General features: G+C 64.0%; 13 protein-coding genes. 8 read left to right on the forward strand and 5 right to left on the reverse strand.

What is annotated here, in order from left to right:
• The first annotated feature begins 8 nt into the window (after nucleotides 1-8).
• From shc to IVA79_RS30270, 5 genes are all read left to right on the forward strand, one after another.
• Nucleotides 9-1,961: a squalene--hopene cyclase gene (gene shc / locus IVA79_RS30250; protein ID WP_247559997.1), complete on the forward strand. Its 1,953-nt coding sequence runs from the start codon at nucleotides 9-11 to the stop codon at nucleotides 1,959-1,961.
• Nucleotides 1,958-2,707 carry a phosphorylase gene (locus tag IVA79_RS30255; RefSeq protein ID WP_247559999.1) on the forward strand — a complete coding sequence of 250 codons (750 nt, stop codon included), beginning with the start codon at nucleotides 1,958-1,960 and terminating at the stop codon, nucleotides 2,705-2,707. The genes shc and IVA79_RS30255 overlap by 4 nt, the downstream gene beginning before the upstream one ends.
• Nucleotides 2,708-2,890: 183 nt before the next feature.
• Entirely contained in the window at nucleotides 2,891-3,166 is a 276-nt protein-coding gene (locus IVA79_RS30260; RefSeq protein ID WP_247560001.1) for an AbrB/MazE/SpoVT family DNA-binding domain-containing protein, read from the forward strand.
• Nucleotides 3,153-3,545 carry a type II toxin-antitoxin system VapC family toxin gene (locus tag IVA79_RS30265; protein WP_247560003.1) on the forward strand — a complete coding sequence of 131 codons (393 nt, stop codon included), beginning with the start codon at nucleotides 3,153-3,155 and terminating at the stop codon, nucleotides 3,543-3,545. The genes IVA79_RS30260 and IVA79_RS30265 overlap by 14 nt, the downstream gene beginning before the upstream one ends.
• Nucleotides 3,546-3,661: 116 nt before the next feature.
• The gene (locus IVA79_RS30270; RefSeq protein ID WP_247560005.1) at nucleotides 3,662-4,144 is read left to right on the forward strand and encodes a hypothetical protein; all 483 of its coding nucleotides are present in this window, start codon (nucleotides 3,662-3,664) and stop codon (nucleotides 4,142-4,144) included.
• Nucleotides 4,145-5,306: 1,162 nt separating this feature from the next.
• Here IVA79_RS30270 and hpnH read toward each other — a convergent pair.
• Nucleotides 5,307-6,467, reverse strand: a complete 1,161-nt coding sequence (hpnH, locus tag IVA79_RS30275) for an adenosyl-hopene transferase HpnH (protein WP_247560007.1) — start codon at nucleotides 6,465-6,467, stop codon at nucleotides 5,307-5,309.
• Between the two features lie 36 nt (nucleotides 6,468-6,503).
• Nucleotides 6,504-7,430, reverse strand: a complete 927-nt coding sequence (gene ispH / locus IVA79_RS30280) for a 4-hydroxy-3-methylbut-2-enyl diphosphate reductase (protein ID WP_247560009.1) — start codon at nucleotides 7,428-7,430, stop codon at nucleotides 6,504-6,506.
• A 464-nt stretch (nucleotides 7,431-7,894) separates the two neighbouring features.
• On the opposite strand from ispH, the gene IVA79_RS30285 reads away from it, so the two are divergent.
• Nucleotides 7,895-10,483 carry an MMPL family transporter gene (locus IVA79_RS30285; RefSeq protein ID WP_247560011.1) on the forward strand — a complete coding sequence of 863 codons (2,589 nt, stop codon included), beginning with the start codon at nucleotides 7,895-7,897 and terminating at the stop codon, nucleotides 10,481-10,483.
• Here the strand turns inward: IVA79_RS30285 and IVA79_RS30290 are convergent.
• Nucleotides 10,451-11,077, reverse strand: coding sequence for a DUF2147 domain-containing protein (locus IVA79_RS30290; protein ID WP_247560013.1), 627 nt, complete (start codon nucleotides 11,075-11,077; stop codon nucleotides 10,451-10,453). The two genes, IVA79_RS30285 and IVA79_RS30290, sit on opposite strands and share 33 nt — an antisense overlap.
• Before the next feature lie 141 nt (nucleotides 11,078-11,218).
• Between IVA79_RS30290 and hpnO the strand changes: the two genes are divergently transcribed.
• Nucleotides 11,219-12,610: an aminobacteriohopanetriol synthase HpnO gene (hpnO, locus tag IVA79_RS30295; protein WP_247560015.1), complete on the forward strand. Its 1,392-nt coding sequence runs from the start codon at nucleotides 11,219-11,221 to the stop codon at nucleotides 12,608-12,610.
• Nucleotides 12,611-12,721: 111 nt separating this feature from the next.
• Here the strand turns inward: hpnO and IVA79_RS30300 are convergent, their stop codons facing one another.
• Nucleotides 12,722-14,341, reverse strand: coding sequence for a GMC family oxidoreductase N-terminal domain-containing protein (locus IVA79_RS30300; RefSeq protein ID WP_247560017.1), 1,620 nt, complete (start codon nucleotides 14,339-14,341; stop codon nucleotides 12,722-12,724).
• 173 nt (nucleotides 14,342-14,514) lie between these two features.
• On the opposite strand from IVA79_RS30300, the gene IVA79_RS30305 reads away from it, so the two are divergent.
• Nucleotides 14,515-15,687: a M20 aminoacylase family protein gene (locus tag IVA79_RS30305; protein ID WP_247560019.1), complete on the forward strand. Its 1,173-nt coding sequence runs from the start codon at nucleotides 14,515-14,517 to the stop codon at nucleotides 15,685-15,687.
• A 73-nt stretch (nucleotides 15,688-15,760) separates the two neighbouring features.
• Here the strand turns inward: IVA79_RS30305 and IVA79_RS30310 are convergent, their stop codons facing one another.
• Nucleotides 15,761-17,389 (reverse strand): inorganic phosphate transporter, encoded by a 1,629-nt coding sequence (locus IVA79_RS30310; RefSeq protein WP_247560021.1) that lies wholly within the window; start codon nucleotides 17,387-17,389, stop codon nucleotides 15,761-15,763.
• Between the last annotated feature and the right edge of the window lies 1 nt (nucleotide 17,390).

Consider the following 17,390-nt stretch of genomic DNA (forward strand, 5'->3'; position numbering starts at 1 on the left):
CGAGCGAGATGGATTCCGTGAACGCGACCAGCCGCGAAGCTTTGGAATCGAGCATTGCCTCGGCGACGCAGGGCGTCATCGGTTTCCAGCAATCCGACGGCCATTGGGTCTTCGAGCTCGAGGCCGACTGCACGATCCCGGCCGAATATGTCCTCTTGCGCCACTATCTCGCCGAGCCGGTCAACGCCGCGCTCGAAGCCAAGATCGCCAATTATCTTCGCCGCATCCAGGGCGCCCATGGCGGCTGGCCGCTGGTGCACGACGGCGAGTTCGACATGAGCGCCAGCGTGAAGGCGTACTTCGCGTTGAAGATGATCGGTGATTCCGTCGACGCCCCGCACATGGTGCGTGCGCGCGAGGCGATCCATGCCCGCGGCGGCGCCATCCACAGCAACGTGTTCACGCGTTTCCTGCTTGCGATGTACGGCGTGGTGACCTGGCGCGCGGTGCCGGTGCTGCCGATCGAGATCGTGCTGCTGCCGTTCTGGTCGCCGTTCCACCTCAACAAGATCTCCTATTGGGCGCGCACCACCATGGTGCCGTTGATGGTGCTCGCGGCGCTGAAGCCGCGCGCGCGGAATCCGCTGGGTGTCGGCATCGACGAGCTGTTCCTGCAGGATCCACGCTCGATCGGCATGACCGCGAAGGCGCCGCACCAGAGCATGGCCTGGTTTCTGCTGTTCCGTTCGCTCGATGCGATCCTGCGCGTGGTCGAGCCGATGTTTCCCAGGAGCCTGCGCAAGCGCGCCATCGATGCGGCGCTCGCCTTCACCGAGGAACGGCTCAACGGCGAGGACGGCATGGGCGCGATCTATCCGCCCATGGCCAACATCGTCATGATGTACGACGCGCTCGGCAAGGACGAGAATTATCCGCCGCGCGCGATCACCCGCCGCGGCATCGACAAGCTGCTCGTCATCAAGGGCGAGGAGGCCTATTGCCAGCCCTGCGTCTCGCCGGTGTGGGACACGACGCTGACCGCCCACGCGTTGCTGGAAGCCGGCGGTGACACGGCGGTGCCGGCGGCCAAGCAGGGCCTCGACTGGCTGATCCCGCGGCAAGAGCTCGAGGTGAAGGGCGACTGGGCGGCAAAGCGGCCTGACGTGCGTCCGGGCGGCTGGGCCTTCCAGTATAACAACGCGCATTATCCTGATCTCGACGACACCGCCGTGGTGGTGATGTCGATGGACCGCATGCGCCGGGAGCACGGCGCCACCGGCTATGACGCCGCGATCGCCCGCGGCCGGGAGTGGATCGAGGGCATGCAGAGCGACGACGGCGGCTGGGCCGCCTTCGACGTCAACAATCTCGAATATTATCTCAACAACATCCCGTTCTCCGACCACGGCGCGCTGCTCGATCCGCCGACCGAGGACGTCACGGCGCGCTGCATCTCGATGCTGGCCCAGCTCGGCGAGACCGAGAAGACCAGCAAGCATGTGGCCGACGGGGTCGCCTACCTCCGGAAGACCCAGCATCCGGAGGGATCGTGGTACGGCCGCTGGGGCATGAATTTCATCTATGGAACCTGGTCGGTGCTCTGTGCCCTCAACATGGCCGGCGTCCGCCACGACGACCCCATGATTCGCAAGGCGGCCGACTGGCTGGCCTCGATCCAGAATGACGACGGCGGCTGGGGCGAGGATGCCGTCAGCTACCGGCTGGATTACCGCGGATGGGAGGCCGCGCCCTCGACCGCCTCGCAAACGGCATGGGCCTTGCTTGCCCTCATGGCGGCAGGCGAGGTTGATCACCCGGCCGTCGCCCGCGGGGTGGAGTACCTGATTGCAACACAGAACGAAAAAGGGATGTGGGACGAGCAGCGGTACACCGCCACAGGCTTCCCCCGTGTGTTCTATCTACGTTATCATGGTTACCCAAAGTTCTTTCCGCTGTGGGCGTTGGCGCGGTATCGGAACTTGCGGAACACCAACAGCAGGGTGGTAGGGGTCGGAATGTGACTTTGGGGACGGGGGACTATTTTACCGCGGGTAATACCATCGACCCGCGGCCGATACTGATCGTGACTGGATTGGTTCAGGAGGCCCGCATTGCGGCCGGGCCCGGAATGGCGGTCATCTGTTCATCCAGCAGCCCGGCCCAGTTGCGGGCGCTTCTGACGGTGGTGGATCCCGATACGATTCGCGGCGTGATCTCCTTCGGCGTGGCCGGCGGGCTCGACCCGAGCTTGCGCTCCGGCGACGTCGTGCTGGCGACCGAAGTTCTGTCCGGCGATACCCGCTGGGCTGCCGGGCTCTCGCTCGGCGACGATCTGATCGACCGCCTGACCTCGGGCCGCCGCCGCGTGGTGCGCGGCAGCCTCGCCGGTGCCGAGGAAGTGGTCACCAAGCGCGCCTGTAAGGCGGCGCTGCATTCGGAGACGGGCGCTGCCGCCGTCGACATGGAAAGCCACATCGCGGCCGCCTACGCCGCTGAAGCCGGGCTGCCCTTTGCAGCGGTCCGCGTCATCAGCGATCCCGCCCATCGCGCCCTGCCGGCAATCGCCCGCGCCGCGATCAAGCCGAACGGCCAGATCGACCTCGCCGCCGTGCTGCGCGGCATCGTGCGCAATCCGGCAACGCTGCATGCGCTGGTCTCGACCGGCCTCGACTTCAACCGCGCGCTGCGATCCTTGCGCGGCTGCCGCGACTATCTGATCGGCACGGAGCTGATCGAGAGCGAGCCGCTGGTGTCGAAGGCGGCCTGAGCGGGGCGTCGATCAATTGAGAAACAAAAGGCCCGGTCGTCTGACCGGGCCTTTTGTTTTGAGCTGCGAGATCGTCGTCACAGGCGGGCCATCGACGCGATGTGGTTTCCTCACCGAGCCGCCGGCTTGAATCTGACTCCATCTGTGTTCATCTACATTTTCCTACCTCGGAAGGGTTGGGCCATGGCCGACACGGATAAGCTCACCACTATCGTTTCCACCAAGGGGCAGGTCATCCTGCCCAGCGTCATTCGCAGGTCGCGGGACTGGAAGGCCGGAACGCGGCTTACCGTCGAGGAGACTTCGGAGGGCGTCCTATTGAAGCCTGCGCCGGCCTTTGCGGCGACGCGACCGGAAGAGGTGTTCGGCGTCTTGAATTATCGAGGCAAGCCGAAGACGCTCGAAGAGATGGACGCAGGCGTGCTTGCCGAAGCCAGGCGGCGGCATGATTGCGATTGATACCGATCTGATCGTCCGCTACCTGACCGGAGATCACGCCACTCAATCCGCGCGTGCCCGCGCCCTGATCGACGGCCAGAGGGTCTTTGCCGCCGTCACGGTGCTCCTCGAAGTCGAATGGGTGCTGCGAAGCGCGTACGGCTATCAGGCTGCGGACGTCGTGAACGCGCTTCGTGCGTTCGCAGGACTTCCGACCGTCATGGTCGAGGACGGCGCGATGGTCGCGGCGGCGCTCGACCTTGCCGAGAGGGGAATGGATTTCGCCGATGCGCTGCATCTGACGAGATCGGGACATTGCGAGGCCTTCGTCACTTTCGAGCGCAAGCTCGTCAAGGCGGCGAGACAGGCGGGCCATGCAGGCGTGCGCGAAGCAGGATAGTCGGGGTAGTACTGGATTGACGTGCCGGGGGCTGGCGGTAGCGATCGATTACGGTGACAGTGCTGGACTGCACCGCAATTGGTCGTGGTAGTCTAAGTCGGCCGGGAGATTAGACTATGCAGTTCTCGGATGCGCTTGGCTTTCAAGTGGGGGAGGCCAGGGAGCTCTTCAGACAAGGCGAAGAAGGAAAGGGTATTGCGTACCTGGAAGAGTTTATTTCCAAGGGCTCTATCTTCGCCATGATCGAGATGGCGGAGTATTTGCAGGACAAGGGCGACAATTCGTCGAGCTTAAGCTGGATGGAACGAGCCGAGAGGTCTATCGCTCCGGACGACTGCGAGTCGCTTCTCTATCTTTCAGGAGCTCTTCGGCGTGGGCTTGGAGCTGCCAAGGAACGTTACTTTCGAGCTTTCGATTTGAAGGAGCGAGTAGCGGAGGCTGGTGATTTAGCCGTTATTCGAGAGATGATCGTAAACTATTATCACGGCCTAAATGGTGCTTCGAAGAATCTTGAGCGAGCCATTTATTGGGTGCGGAGAGCCGCCGCGCTCAATGACGAAGGGGCGAAGCAAATTCTTCGAGACGAGGGACTATCGTAGTCGCCCTGCTCATTTGCAAACCGCCAATAGCAGGCATCAGTCAGCGGGCACTCCGCATGGCTTACTTAGTTTCGGTTTCGGTAACAGTGTAGTTTCGGTGCACTTAACCATGATGAACGCGGAGGCTTTAGACGCTGCCTCAATTAAGTGCACTGCGTCACCGCAATGAGGGTGAGGTTCTACTTTGCATGGGGTTGTTTTTGATTTTTTGAAGGCCCGGTATGGCCGAGGGGAAGCGCCGGCAGACGTCTCGCGAAGCGTCGGGCAAAACACCCAACCCCGTCAACCCCTCCTCGCAAAAATATTCCACTTTCCCGAATTTCGGATTTATGGCATACACACGCCATCCCGGCCCTGCCAGAGGGGCGCTTCGCGATCGTCACGAGATGCGGGCCGGGGTGCGGTGGACGCGGTAGCGCCGGCGCGACAGGCGATGACAGGGCGGGCAACCGTGAGTCATGCGCGGCGCGCTACGACACGGCGCAGTCACAGCGGCCAGGTTGGATCTCGGGGGTGAGCACACGCGAGCCTCAGATGTGTCTGGCGAGGCCGTCCGCGGACGGAGAAGTCGTGTGGTCCCGACGCCCGGGGTTCTGGCGTCAAACCTCGCCGTGATGTGGCAGCCGACCGGCGCGCGCATCGATCAGCGGCGAGGCGACGGGGCAATAGTGCAACGCTCCCCGAGGAGAGCACGAAGGACACCGTTAAAACCATCCGCGCAGGGAAGGCCGGGCGACCGGCATCACCTGTGATCCACCCCGTGTGCATCTTTTGTTTGCGCACGGATTGCGGGTGCCGCCGGCGCCCGGCCTTCCCTGCGTCCTCTGGTCTTTCGAGGGCGGTGAACACGAGCAAGACTCGGGCGAAAAGCGCCGCGAGAACGCGGATGTGTGTCTGGGATGAAGAGAGCGCATGGAAGAGCAAGCTGGTGCTGCATACTCCGTCATTGCGAGGAGCCCTTGCGACGAAGCAATCCAGAATCTTTCCGCGGAGGCAGTCTGGATTGCTTCCGCCTTCGCCAAGGCTTCGGCGGACAAGTCGCTGCGCTCGCAATGACGCTGGGTTAGACAGCGTGCCTCCAAGCCCCACGAGACTTGCTCGAAAGAAAAGGCCCGGTCGCGATCGCGGCCGAGCCTTGGTCGTGAGAGATGATCGCGTCCGCTTACGCCGCGGTCGAAGCCTTCTGCGCGGCCTTCGCCTGCGCGGCGGCGGCTTCGTCCTTGCGGATCTCGGAGAGCTTCTTCTGGACCTGCTCGGAGAAGATGTACTGCGCCGGGCGCTGCTTGGACATGTCGATCTCCGGCGCCATGGGACCCGAGGTCCTGACGCCGCGCAGCGACACCCACATCGCCTTCAGCGGGTTGTTGAAGGCTGCGGTCGCCGCGGTCGGCTCGTAGCCGCAATGGGCCATACAGTCGGCGCACTTCTCGTATTTGCCGGTGCCGTAGGTTTCCCAATCGGTGGTGTCCATCAGCTCCTTGAAGGTTTTCGCGTAGCCTTCACCGAGGAGGTAGCAGGGCTTCTGCCAGCCGAAGATGTTGCGCGCGGGCATGCCCCAGGGCGTGCACTCGTATTCCTGGTTGCCGGCGAGGAAGTCCAGGAACAGGCCGGAATGCATGAAATTCCACTTCTTGCCCTTGCCCATCGCAAAGACGTCGCGGAACAGCTTCTTGGTCTTGGTGCGATTGAGGAAGTGCTCCTGGTCCGGCGCACGCTCATAGGCGTAGCCCGGCGACATCGAGACGCCGACGCCGAGCTCGACGGTGAGGTCGAGGAATTTCGCGATCTCCTCGGCCGGGTGACCGTCGAAGATGGTGGCGTTGACGTTGACGGTGAAGCCGCGCGCCTTGGCCGCCTTGATCGCGGAGACGGCGCGATCGAACACGCCCTTTTGCGACACCGCCTTGTCGTGATGGTCCTTCAGGCCGTCGAGATGGACGGAGAAGAACAGATAGGGGGAGGGCTCGAACAAATCGAGCTTCTTCTCGAGCAGCAGCGCGTTGGTGCAGAGCGAGACGAACTTCTTGCGCGCGACGAGGCCGCGCACGATCTCGCCGATCTCCTTGTGGATCAGCGGCTCGCCGCCGGGAATGGCGACCATCGGCGCGCCGCACTCGTCGGCCGCGTCCCAGCATTCCTGCGCGGTCATGCGGCGGTTGAGGATCGCGTCCGGATAATCGATCTTGCCGCAGCCGACGCAGGCGAGGTTGCAGCGAAACAGCGGCTCCAGCATCAGCACGAGCGGATAGCGTTTGCGGCCAAGCAGTTTCTGCTTGAGCAAATAGCCGCCGATACGCATTTCCTTGAAGAAGGGGATGGCCATTACAAGTTTCTTTCTGGGCTTTTCAATTCGGGTGGGTCAGCTCGCAGCCAGTTGGGCCGGAAGCCGGAATTCGATGTTTTCCTCGCGGCCCGGCAGCACCTGGACCTTGACCGGTCCGATCCGCCGCATCGCTTCGATCACGTCATCCACGAGTACCTCAGGCGCCGAAGCGCCGGCCGTGATGCCGACGGTCCTGGCATTTTTCAACCACTCCGGATTGAGCTTGCTGCCGTCGTCAATCAAATAACTCGCGACGCCGGCTTCGGTGCCGATTTCGCGAAGCCGGTTCGAGTTCGAGCTGTTGGCAGCGCCCACCACCAAGATCACGTCGACCAGCTTGCTCAAGTCCCTTACCGCAGATTGGCGGTTCTGTGTCGCATAGCAGATATCCCGGATATCCGGACCTTGAATGTCTGTAAAGCGCTCCTGGAGAGCCGCGATGATGTCCTTGGTATCGTCGACCGACAGGGTGGTCTGGGTGATGTAGGCCACTGGCGCATCTGCCGGCAGCGTCAAGGCCTTAACCTCTTGAACGCTTTGGACAAGCAGCACGGGGCCGGGAACCTGGCCCATCGTGCCCTCGACCTCGGGGTGGCCGGCATGGCCGATCAGGATCAGGGTGCGGCCCTTGCTGATGTAACGCTTCCCCTGATTGTGAACTTTCGTGACCAGGGGGCAGGTGGCATTGAGCACCGGAAGGTCGCGCGCGGCGGCCTCTTCCTCGACGCTGCGGGCGACACCATGGGCGCTGAACACCGTGACGGCCTTCGGCGGCACCTCCGACAGCTCCTCGACGAAGATTGCGCCTTTGTTCTTCAGGCTCTCGACGACGTATTTGTTGTGCACGATCTCGTGGCGCACGTAGACGGGCGGGCCGTACTTCTCCAGCGCCCGTTCCACGATCTCGATTGCACGCACCACCCCCGCGCAGAAGCCGCGCGGTTGCGCCAGATAAACTTCCATTGGTCGCCCATCACGCAAGTTGCACCAATCCGCTTCGCAAGTCCCCGGCGGCACCCCGATACTGACCAATGAGTTGCAATATCCGCACCATTGGTTCGCGCACGCGGTAGCCACCCACCCTCGTCGGGGCTCCGGCGCATGGAGGCACAAGACTTTGTGTCAAAAAATCGGCAGCAAGGAAAGGTCGAATGAAACCTCAGGGCCTCCGGGGTCAAGTTTAAGGTAATATAGTAGGGTGATTATGGCCTGCAAGCTGGGCAATATCTCTGCCCAGCCCTTCGTCACTTTCCCGCCTCAACTCCCCGGCTATACCGACGCCCCCGCATGATTTTGCCCCGGTCTCCCGCCGTTTACCTCGAACATTGTTGCGGCGAGAACCGCCCAAAACAGCAATAGGTTTCGCCCGGGAACTCCGATAAACAGCGGGCGTTTCCGGCAAGCTGTTAACCGCAGAAAGAAAAGAAGTGCTGCAAAGCGTCGTCGTTGCCATCGTCAGGGCCTGCACCCGGTTTGCCCCGCTCGTCGTCGTTCTCGGGCTCCTGCTGGCAGTGGCCGCGGGCCATTACGCGTCCCAGCACTTCGCCATCAACACCGACATCAATTCGCTGATTGCCCAGAATCTGGACTGGCGCCAGCGCGACCAGCAGTTCGACCGGGCCTTCGACCGAGATGCGACGATCACGGCGGTCGTCGAGGCCAAGACGCCCGAAATGGCGAGCGCGGCGTCGGACGCACTCTATGCCAAGCTGAAGGACGACAAGACCAACTTCCAGTCGATGCAGCAGCTCGGCAGCGGCGAGTTCTTCGAAAAGAACGGCCTGCTGTTCCTGCCGACCGAGGAGGTCGGTAAGATCACCGGCCAGTTCGAATCCGCCGCGCCCCTGATCGAGATCATGGCCGGCGATCCCTCGATCCGCGGTCTGACCGGCGCGCTGGAGACGGGCCTTGCCGGCGTCAAGCGCGGTCAGGTCAAGCTCGACAACACCGAGCGGCCTTTCAACCTGATCGCGCAGACCGTCGAGACCGTGCTCAACAAGGGTCAAGCGAGCTTCTCATGGCGCGAGCTCGTCAGCGACGAGCCGCTGAAGGATTCGGACAAGCGCGCCTTCATCGAGTTCAAGCCGATCCTCGACTACAACGCGCTGGAGCCCGGCAAGGGCGCTACCGATGCGATCCGCAAGGCCGCAGCCGATCTGGATTTTCCGAGCAAATACCAGGCACGGGTGCGGCTGACCGGGCCGGTCCCGATCGCCAACGAGGAATACGCCACCGTCCAGGAGGGCGCCGTCATCAACGGCGTCGGCACGGTTCTCGTGGTGCTGGTCATCCTGTGGCTGGCGCTGCATTCGGCGAAGATCATCTTCGCCGTGTTCGTCAATCTCTTCGTCGGCCTTGCGATCACGACCGCGGCCGGCCTGATGATGGTCGGATCGTTCAATCTGCTGTCGATCGCGTTCGCGGTGCTGTTCGTCGGCCTCGGCGTCGATTTCGGCATCCAGTACAGCGTCCGCTATCGCTCGGAGCGCTTCAAGCACAACGATCTGGCGGGCGCGCTGGTGCTGGCGGCCAAGCGCTCGGCGGTGCCGCTGTCGCTCGCCGCGATGGCGACGGCCGCCGGCTTCCTCTGCTTCATGCCGACCGACTACAAGGGCATCGCCGAGCTCGGCCAGATCGCCGGCGTCGGCATGCTGGTGGCGTTCCTCTCGTCGATCACCGTTCTGCCGGCCATGCTGAAGCTGCTGAATCCGCCCGGCGAGAAGGAGCCGGTCGGCTATGCCTTCCTGGCGCCGCTCGATCACTTCCTGGAGAAACACCGTGTGCTGATCGTCGGCGGCACGTTGCTGCTGGCGCTCGGCGGCCTGCCGCTGCTCTACTTCATGAAGTTCGACTTTAACCCGATGAACCTGCGCAATCCGCACGCGGAATCGATCGCGACCTTCCTCGATTTGCGCAAGGACCCCAACACCGGCGCCAATGCGATTAACGTGATGACCACGTCGGAAGAGCAGGCGAGGGCGGTCGAGGCGAAGTTGGAGAAGGTGCCTGAGGTGCTCAGGGTGATGTCGCTCAACAGCTTCGTGCCGCAGGACCAGCCGCCGAAGCTGAAGCTTCTCGCGCAGGGCGCCAAGGTGCTGAACCCCGCACTCAATCCCGACCAGATCGACGCGGCGCCGACGGATCAGGAAAACGTCGAAGCGCTGAAGTCCTCGGTCGACAATCTGCGCCGGACCGCCGGCGATGCGAAGGGCCCGGGTGCGGTCGCCTCGCGCCGTCTGGCGGACGCGCTCGAAAAGCTCGCCAATGGCGACGAGGCCACGCGCAGCAAGGCGCAGGACGTGTTCGTCACGCCGATGAAGATCGTGTTCGACCAGCTCAGGAGCGCGATGCAGGCCGAGCCTGTCACCTTGAAGTCACTGCCGCCCGATCTCGTCAGCGGCTGGAAGAGCAAGGACGGCGTCATCCGCGTCGAGGCGCTGCCCAAGGGCGATCCCAACGACAACGACACGCTGCGCAAATTTGCGGCGGCGGTGCTCGTTGCCGAGCCGACCGCGATCGGCGGGCCGGTCTCGATCCTGAAATCCGGCGACACCGTGGTGCGGGCGTTCATCCACGCCGGCATCTATGCGCTGCTGGTGATCGGCCTGTTGCTGTGGGTCACGCTGCGCCGGTTCGTCGACGTGCTGATGACGCTGGTGCCGCTCCTGGTTGCGGGCGCGGTGACGCTCGAGATCTGCGTGTTGATCGGTCTGCCGCTCAACTTCGCCAACATCGTCGCATTCCCGCTGCTGCTCGGCGTCGGCGTCGCCTTCAAGATCTATTATGTCGTGGCCTGGCGCTCGGGCAGGACAAACCTGCTGCAGACCAGCCTCACGCGCGCAATCTTCTTCAGCGCGCTGACGACGGCGACCGCGTTCGGCAGCCTGTGGCTGTCGAGCCATCCCGGCACGTCCAGCATGGGCAAGCTGCTGGCGCTCTCGCTGGTGACGACGCTCGCGGCCGTGCTGCTGTTCCAGCCGGCCCTAATGGGCAAACCCCGCAATCTCAGGGAGTAGGCAGATGTCGCCGACCGGGTCGGCGGCGCCCTTCTGACCGGGCTTGGCTGCGCCGGCGGACTTCGGAGCTGCAGGCGCAGGCGCAGCTGCGACCGTCGCTCCTGCGGCTTTCGGCGCCGCGCCGGCGGATTTGGGCGCGCCCTTGGCCATGGCATTGGCGGTGCTCAAGGGGATGGGCGGGCCAACCCGGGTCCAGGTCTCGCCACCGCAGAGGAAGCCCATCACGCAGCCCTTGATCTCGAGCTGGTCGCTGCCGGCAGGCGTGATGGTTGCGCTGTAGAGCTGGCCGTCCTTGGCGTTGTAGACCTGCCCTTCCCATTGATCGGCGCCGGGCTTCTTCTTCATGTCGATCAGCGTCGCCATGCCGAGCGTCGGCCTGTTCTTTTTCGAGGCATCCGGGTTGTTCTCGTCGCGGCCGCCGGGCTGTTTTTCCCAGGAAACCGCGCCCCACATGCTGCCATTGCATTGGGCGACACGAATGTTGGCGACGCCGTCGGCAACTCGCCAGTCGCCGGTGGGATCGGCAGCGAGCGCGGGGGTCAGGCAGGTGTAACCACCAGCCAGTATTATTCCGGTGTAAAGGGCCAAACGCATGATAGTTCCTCGGCAGTGCAACATGGTCTAAAGCTGTGCTTGCGAAGATGGTCCGAAAAAGGGCAAAAGGCCGCACAAACCGTTTTCAGGAACGGTCCGTTTTCAGTTGACGAAACGGCCCTCAACCGAAGTATGTAGCGGATGCACAGTCCAAATCCAGACATGTCTCAGCTATTCGCGGACCGTCAGGCCCAGCGTAGCGCCCTGCATAATCGGCATCTGAACGAGCAGTTCGTTCGGGTCCTCAAGACCATCGGTTACGACGTCGGCTTCCAGAAGGGGCAGGGGCAGTATCTCTACGACCGCGAGGGCGCGCGCTATCTCGACCTGTTGTCCGGCTTTGGCGTGTTTGCGATCGGGCGCAACCATCCCGTCATGCGCGAGGCCCTCAAGAGCGTGCTCGACGCCGACCTGCCCAATCTCGTCCAGTTCGACGTCTCGGTGCTCGCCGGCGTGCTCGCCGAGCGGCTCCTGAAATACGTTCCCTATCTCGACAAGGCGTTCTTCGCCAATTCCGGCGCCGAATGCGTCGAGGCCGCAATCAAGTTCGCCCGCGGCGCCACTGGCCGCCCCGGCATCGTCTATTGCGCCCACGGCTATCACGGCCTGACCTATGGCGCGCTGTCGTTGACGGGCGATTCGAACTTCCGCACCGGCTTCGAGCCGCTGCTGCCGGGTTGCACTCCGGTCCCGTTCAACGATCTGGCCGCGCTCGAAAAGGCGCTGGCCTCGCGCGAGGTCGCGGCCTTCGTCGTCGAGCCGATTCAAGGCAAGGGCGTCAACATGCCCACCGACGAGTTCCTGCCCGGCGCGGCCGCGCTCTGCAAGAAATACGGCACGCTGTTCGTCGCCGACGAGATCCAGACCGGCATGGGCCGCACCGGCCGCTTCCTCGCGGTCGAGCACTGGAACGTCGAGCCCGACATGGTGCTGCTGTCGAAGTCGCTGTCCGGCGGCCACGTGCCGGTCGGTGCGGTGCTGACGCGCAAGGCCATCTTCGACAAGATCTTCAACCAGATGGACCGTGCGGTCGTGCACGGCTCCACCTTCTCCAAGAACGACCTCGCCATGGCTGCGGGCATTGCCACGCTCGACGTCATGGAGTCCGAGAAGCTGATCGAGTCCGCCGCCAAGCGCGGCGCCGAGCTGCGCCTCGCGCTGACGCGCATGGTGCCCGGCTACGAGCTGATGAAGGAAGTGCGCGGCAAGGGCCTGATGATCGGCGTCGAGTTCGGCCCGCCGAAGTCGCTGCGGCTCCGCGCCTCCTGGAACGTGCTGGAGGCGGCCAACAAGGGCCTGTTCTGCCAGCTCATCACCGTGCCGCTGTTCAAGGATCACAAGATCCTGACCCAGGTCGCCGGTCACGGCAGCCACACCATCAAGCTGTTGCCGCCGCTGACTATCACCGAAGAAGACTGCAGCTGGATCGAGCGCGCCTTCGACGACGTCATCGCCGGCAGCCACAAGGTCCCCGGCGCGATCTGGTCGCTCGGCAAGACACTGGTCGACAACGCGGTGAGAAGGTCGGCGTAGTTTCGCCGATCTATCTCGGCGACCGTCATTGCGAGCGAAGCCTCCGCGGAGACGATGGAGCGCAGCGTAATCCGGGAGCAGTGTTGCTTCGCTCCATCCGGGCTACGCCGGTCACTTCGCATCCTCCAAGATCATCGCCGCGCCCTTCTCCGCGATCATCGCGGTCGGCGTGTTGGTGTTGCCCGAGGTGATCGTCGGCATGATCGAGGCATCGACGATGCGCAAACCGTCGAGGCCGTAGAAGCGCAGGCGTTCGTCGACCACCGCCATCGGATCGCTGACCGCGCCCATCTTCGCGGTGCCGACGGGATGGAAGATGGTGGTGCCGATATCGCCCGCGGCTTTGGCGAGCGAGGCATCGTCGTCGCCGACGGTGGGACCGGGCAGATATTCGCTCGGGCGATATTTGGCGAGCGCCTTCTGCTGCATCAGGCGACGGGTGGTGCGGATGGCATCGGCGCCGACCTGGCGATCGTCGTCGGTCGACAGATAATTCGGCGCGATGATCGGCTTCTCGTCCGGGCTTGCCGAGCGCAGCCGCACGGTGCCGCGCGAGGTCGGCTGCAGATTGCAGGCGCTCACCGTGATGGCGGGGAAGCGGTGCAGGGGATCGCCGAACTTGTCGAGCGACAATGGCTGCACGTGGAACTGGATGTTGGCGCGTGCGCGCGTCGCATCCGAGCGGGTGAAAATGCCGAGCTGCGACGGCGCCATGGTCAGCGGGCCGCGGCGGCGGAAAGCGTAATCGAGCCCCATCAGGCCGCGCCGGAACAGATTGTAATAGGTCTCGTTCAGCGTGCGCACGCCCTCGACCTTGTAGATCGCACGCTGCTGCAGGTGGTCCTGCAGATTGTGCCCCACACCGGGCTTGTCCATGACGATGTCGATGCCGAGCGGCGACAGCCAGTCGGCAGGGCCAATGCCGGAGCGATGCAGCACCTGCACCGAGCCGATCGCGCCGGCCGAGAGGATCACCTCGCGTTTCGCACGCGCCTCGATCATCTCGCCGTTCTGGATGAAGCGCACGCCGATGGCGCGGCCTTGCTCGATGATGAGGCGATCGACCAGCACGTGCTTCTCGAGCCGCAGGTTCGGGCGCCTCAAGGCCGGCTTGAGGAAGCCGCGCGCCGAGGACCAGCGCCGACCGCGCTTCTGGTTGACGTGGAAATAGCTGGTGCCTTCGTTGTCGCCGGTGTTGAAATCCGGGATGCGCTTGATGCCCATCTCCTCCGCGGCGTCGCCGACGGCATCGAGAATATCCCAGGACAGCCGCGGCGCCTCGATGCGCCAGCCGCCGCCCGCGCCGTGATGCTCGCTTGCGCCCAGGAAGTGATCTTCCAGCCGCTTGAACAGCGGCAGCACGTCGTCATAGCCCCAACCGGTCATGCCGAGTTGGCGCCAGTGATCGTAGTCGGCGGCTTGGCCGCGCATCGAGATCATGGCGTTGATCGCCGAGCAGCCGCCGATCACCTTGCCGCGGGGATAGGCGAGCGAACGGCCGTTCAGGCCCGGCTCGGCCTCGGTCTTGAACATCCAGTCCGAGCGCGGATTGCCGATGGCGAAGAGATAGCCGACCGGGATGTGGAACCAGATCCAGTTGTCGTCGCCGCCGGCTTCGAGGACGAGGACGCGGTTATTGCGATCGGCCGACAGCCGGTTGGCGACGATACAGCCTGCCGTACCGGCTCCGACGACGATATAGTCAAACTCACCTTCGAGCCGCCTCGGCATTCTGCTTCCACCCGGATGGTCACTTAACGTTCTGTCCTAATAGGCAGACGCGGCGGGCCGGGACAAGCCCGGCCATGACGAGAGCACAGGGCGACCCTTGTTCGGCGGGAGTTAGGTGGACCGACGCTTGCATGCTAGACAGTCCTCTATCCCAACAAAGTTCGAGACCCTCCATGCCCATCGTGAACCGCGTCGCCGACCTTCAACCCGATATTCAGGCCTGGCGCCGGGACATCCATGAGCATCCCGAGCTGCTTTATGACGTTCACCGCACCGCAGCATTCGTTGCGGACCGCCTGCGCGAGTTCGGCTGCGATGAGGTCGTGACCGGGCTCGGCCAGACCGGCGTGGTCGGCGTGATCAAGGGCAGCAAGCCGGCCGGCGAGGGGCTCAAGGTGATCGGCATGCGTGCCGACATGGATGCGCTGCCGGTCGAGGAGCAGACCAACCTTCCTTACGCCTCCAAGACGCCGGGCAAGATGCACGCCTGCGGCCATGACGGCCACACCGCGATGCTGCTCGGGGCAGCGCGCTACCTCGCCGAGACCCGCAACTTCGCCGGTGATGCCGTGGTGATCTTCCAGCCGGCCGAAGAGGGCGGCGCCGGCGGCGCTGCCATGGTCAAGGACGGCCTGATGGAGCGCTTCGGCATCGAGCAGGTCTACGGCATGCACAATGGCCCCGGCATCCCGATCGGCTCGTTCGCGATCCGGCCCGGTCCGATCATGGCGGCGACCGACGAGGTCGACATCATGATCGAGGGTCTCGGCGGCCATGCCGCGCGTCCGCACAAATGCGTGGACTCCGTATTGGTCGGCGCGCAGGTGATCACCGCCTTGCAGTCGATCGTGGCGCGCAGCGTCGATCCCCTGGAATCGGCCGTGATCTCGATCTGCGAATTCCACGCCGGCAATGCCCGCAACGTCATTCCGCAAACGGCGACACTGAGGGGCACCATCCGCACCCTGTCGCCGGAGGTGCGCAAGCTGATCGAGAAGCGTGTGCACGAGGTGGTCGCGGGCGTGGCCCAGATCACGGGTGCCAAGATCGACCTGCATTACAAGCGCAACTATCCCGTCGTGAACAACCATGCGGCGGAGACCGAGGTGGCGCGGCGCATCGCCAGGCAGGTCGCAGGGGAAGCCAATGTGCACGAGATGCCGCCGCTGATGGGCGGCGAGGATTTCGCCTATATGCTGGAAGCCCGGCCCGGCGCCTTCATCTTCTGCGGCAACGGCGACAGCGCCGGCCTGCATCACCCCGCCTACAATTTCAACGACGAGGCGATCGTGTTCGGCACGTCCTACTGGGTCAAGCTGGTCGAGGAGTCGCTCGCGGCGTCGTAAGGCCGAAGCCGAAGCAGAGATGAAAAGGGCCCGTGCATCGCACGGGCCCTTTGTCTTAGAGTAATGCGATCGCTCAGAACATCCGCGAGAAGATCACGTAGAGCGTGGCCGACAGCATGATCGCGCAGGGCAGCGTCAGCACCCAGGCCATCAGCAAATTGCGGATGGTCGACCATTGCAGGCCCGAGCCGTTCGCGGCCATGGTGCCGGCGACGCCGGACGACAGCACGTGGGTGGTGGAGACCGGCAGGCCGAACACGTCGGCGGCGCCGATCGTTGCGGCGGCGACGAGTTCGGCCGAGGCGCCTTGCGCATAGGTGAGATGGCTCTTGCCGATCTTCTCACCGACGGTGATGACGATGCGCTTCCAGCCGATCATGGTGCCGAGGCCGAGCGCGATGGCAACCGCGATCTTCACCCAGTTCGGGATGAACTTGGTGGCGGCGTCGAGCGAGCCCTTGTAGGCGTTCAGGGTCGCGATCTCCTCCTTGCTGAGATCGTTCTCCTTGTCCTTCATCAGGAAGCGGATCGCTTCCGAGGTCATGTACATGTCGTTGCGGGTGTTGCCGACGGCTTCCGCCGGGACCTTGTTCAGCGAGCCGTATTGGGCGACTTGATTGCCGACGTCCTTCACCAGCACGGCGAGCGAGGGATAGGTGCCCTCGTTGATGTGGCGCAGCGTGATGTATTGCGTCACGGCCGGACGGGGATCGCCGATGATGCTGTGGCCGGCGCCCTTCGCGGAGATCACCTTGGCGGCGGCATCCGAGGTCTTCTGGAACTGGACGACCTGGGATTCCGGCAGCGCGCGGTTGAGGGCGTAAGCCGTCGGCACGGTGCCGATCAGGATCAGCATGATCAGGCCCATGCCCTTCTGGCCGTCGTTGGAGCCGTGCGCGAAGCTGACGCCGGTGCAGGTTGCGATCAAGAGGCCGCGGATCCAGAGGGGCGGCGCCTTGTTGCCTTCGGGCGCAGCGTAGAGGGCCGGGTTGCGCACGATGAACTTGAGCAGCAGTAGCAGCGTGGCGGCGCAGATGAAGCCGAACAGCGGCGACAGCAGCAGCGCGTAGCCGATCTCGGTGGCCTTGGTCCAGTCCACGCCCGAGGTGCCGTCGCGGCCGCGCATGACGGCGTTGGCGACGCCGACGCCGATGATCGAGCCGATCAGCGTGTGCGAGGAAGAGGCGGGCAGGCCGAAGAACCAGGTGCCGAGATTCCACAGGATCGCGGCGATCAGCAGCGCGAACACCATGGCGAAACCGGCGCTGGAGCCGACCTGGAGGATCAGCTCGACCGGCAGCAGCGAGACGATGCCGAAGGCGACCGCACCGGAGGACAAGAGCACGCCGAGGAAGTTGAAGAAGCCCGACCACATCACCGCGACTTCAGCCGGCAGCGAGTGAGTGTAGATCACGGTCGCCACCGCATTGGCGGTGTCGTGGAAGCCGTTGACGAATTCGAAGCCGAGCGCGATCAGCAAGGCGACGAACAGGAGGATGTAGGGCAGATAGGTCGTGACCTTGGTGCCGGTCGCGCTGACGTCGGCATAGATGCTGTAGGCGACGAACAGCAGGCCCGCGGCGAGGATACCGAAGAACAGGATCATCGTCAGCGGATTGAAGCCCTTGTCGAGATTTGGCCGCGAGGCCGGCTGGACGGGTGTGGGATCTGCTACCGCGCGGTCGAATGCAACATCGGTCATG

The organism is Bradyrhizobium sp. 138 (assembly GCF_023074075.1).
In the GTDB taxonomy this organism is placed as follows: domain Bacteria; phylum Pseudomonadota; class Alphaproteobacteria; order Rhizobiales; family Xanthobacteraceae; genus Bradyrhizobium.

What these genes read in the sequence shown, in the direction of transcription:
- IVA79_RS30270 (WP_247560005.1), top strand. Translation starts at nt 3,662, where the DNA reads ATGCAGTTCTCGGATGCGCTTGGCTTTCAAGTGGGGGAGGCCAGGGAG.
- hpnH (WP_247560007.1), bottom strand. Translation starts at nt 6,467, where the DNA reads ATGGCCATCCCCTTCTTCAAGGAAATGCGTATCGGCGGCTATTTGCTC.
- IVA79_RS30300 (WP_247560017.1), bottom strand. Translation starts at nt 14,341, where the DNA reads ATGCCGAGGCGGCTCGAAGGTGAGTTTGACTATATCGTCGTCGGAGCC.
- IVA79_RS30290 (WP_247560013.1), bottom strand. Translation starts at nt 11,077, where the DNA reads ATGCGTTTGGCCCTTTACACCGGAATAATACTGGCTGGTGGTTACACC.
- IVA79_RS30305 (WP_247560019.1), top strand. Translation starts at nt 14,515, where the DNA reads ATGCCCATCGTGAACCGCGTCGCCGACCTTCAACCCGATATTCAGGCC.
- hpnO (WP_247560015.1), top strand. Translation starts at nt 11,219, where the DNA reads ATGCACAGTCCAAATCCAGACATGTCTCAGCTATTCGCGGACCGTCAG.
- IVA79_RS30310 (WP_247560021.1), bottom strand. Translation starts at nt 17,389, where the DNA reads ATGACCGATGTTGCATTCGACCGCGCGGTAGCAGATCCCACACCCGTC.
- IVA79_RS30260 (WP_247560001.1), top strand. Translation starts at nt 2,891, where the DNA reads ATGGCCGACACGGATAAGCTCACCACTATCGTTTCCACCAAGGGGCAG.
- ispH (WP_247560009.1), bottom strand. Translation starts at nt 7,430, where the DNA reads ATGGAAGTTTATCTGGCGCAACCGCGCGGCTTCTGCGCGGGGGTGGTG.
- IVA79_RS30265 (WP_247560003.1), top strand. Translation starts at nt 3,153, where the DNA reads ATGATTGCGATTGATACCGATCTGATCGTCCGCTACCTGACCGGAGAT.
- shc (WP_247559997.1), top strand. Translation starts at nt 9, where the DNA reads ATGGATTCCGTGAACGCGACCAGCCGCGAAGCTTTGGAATCGAGCATT.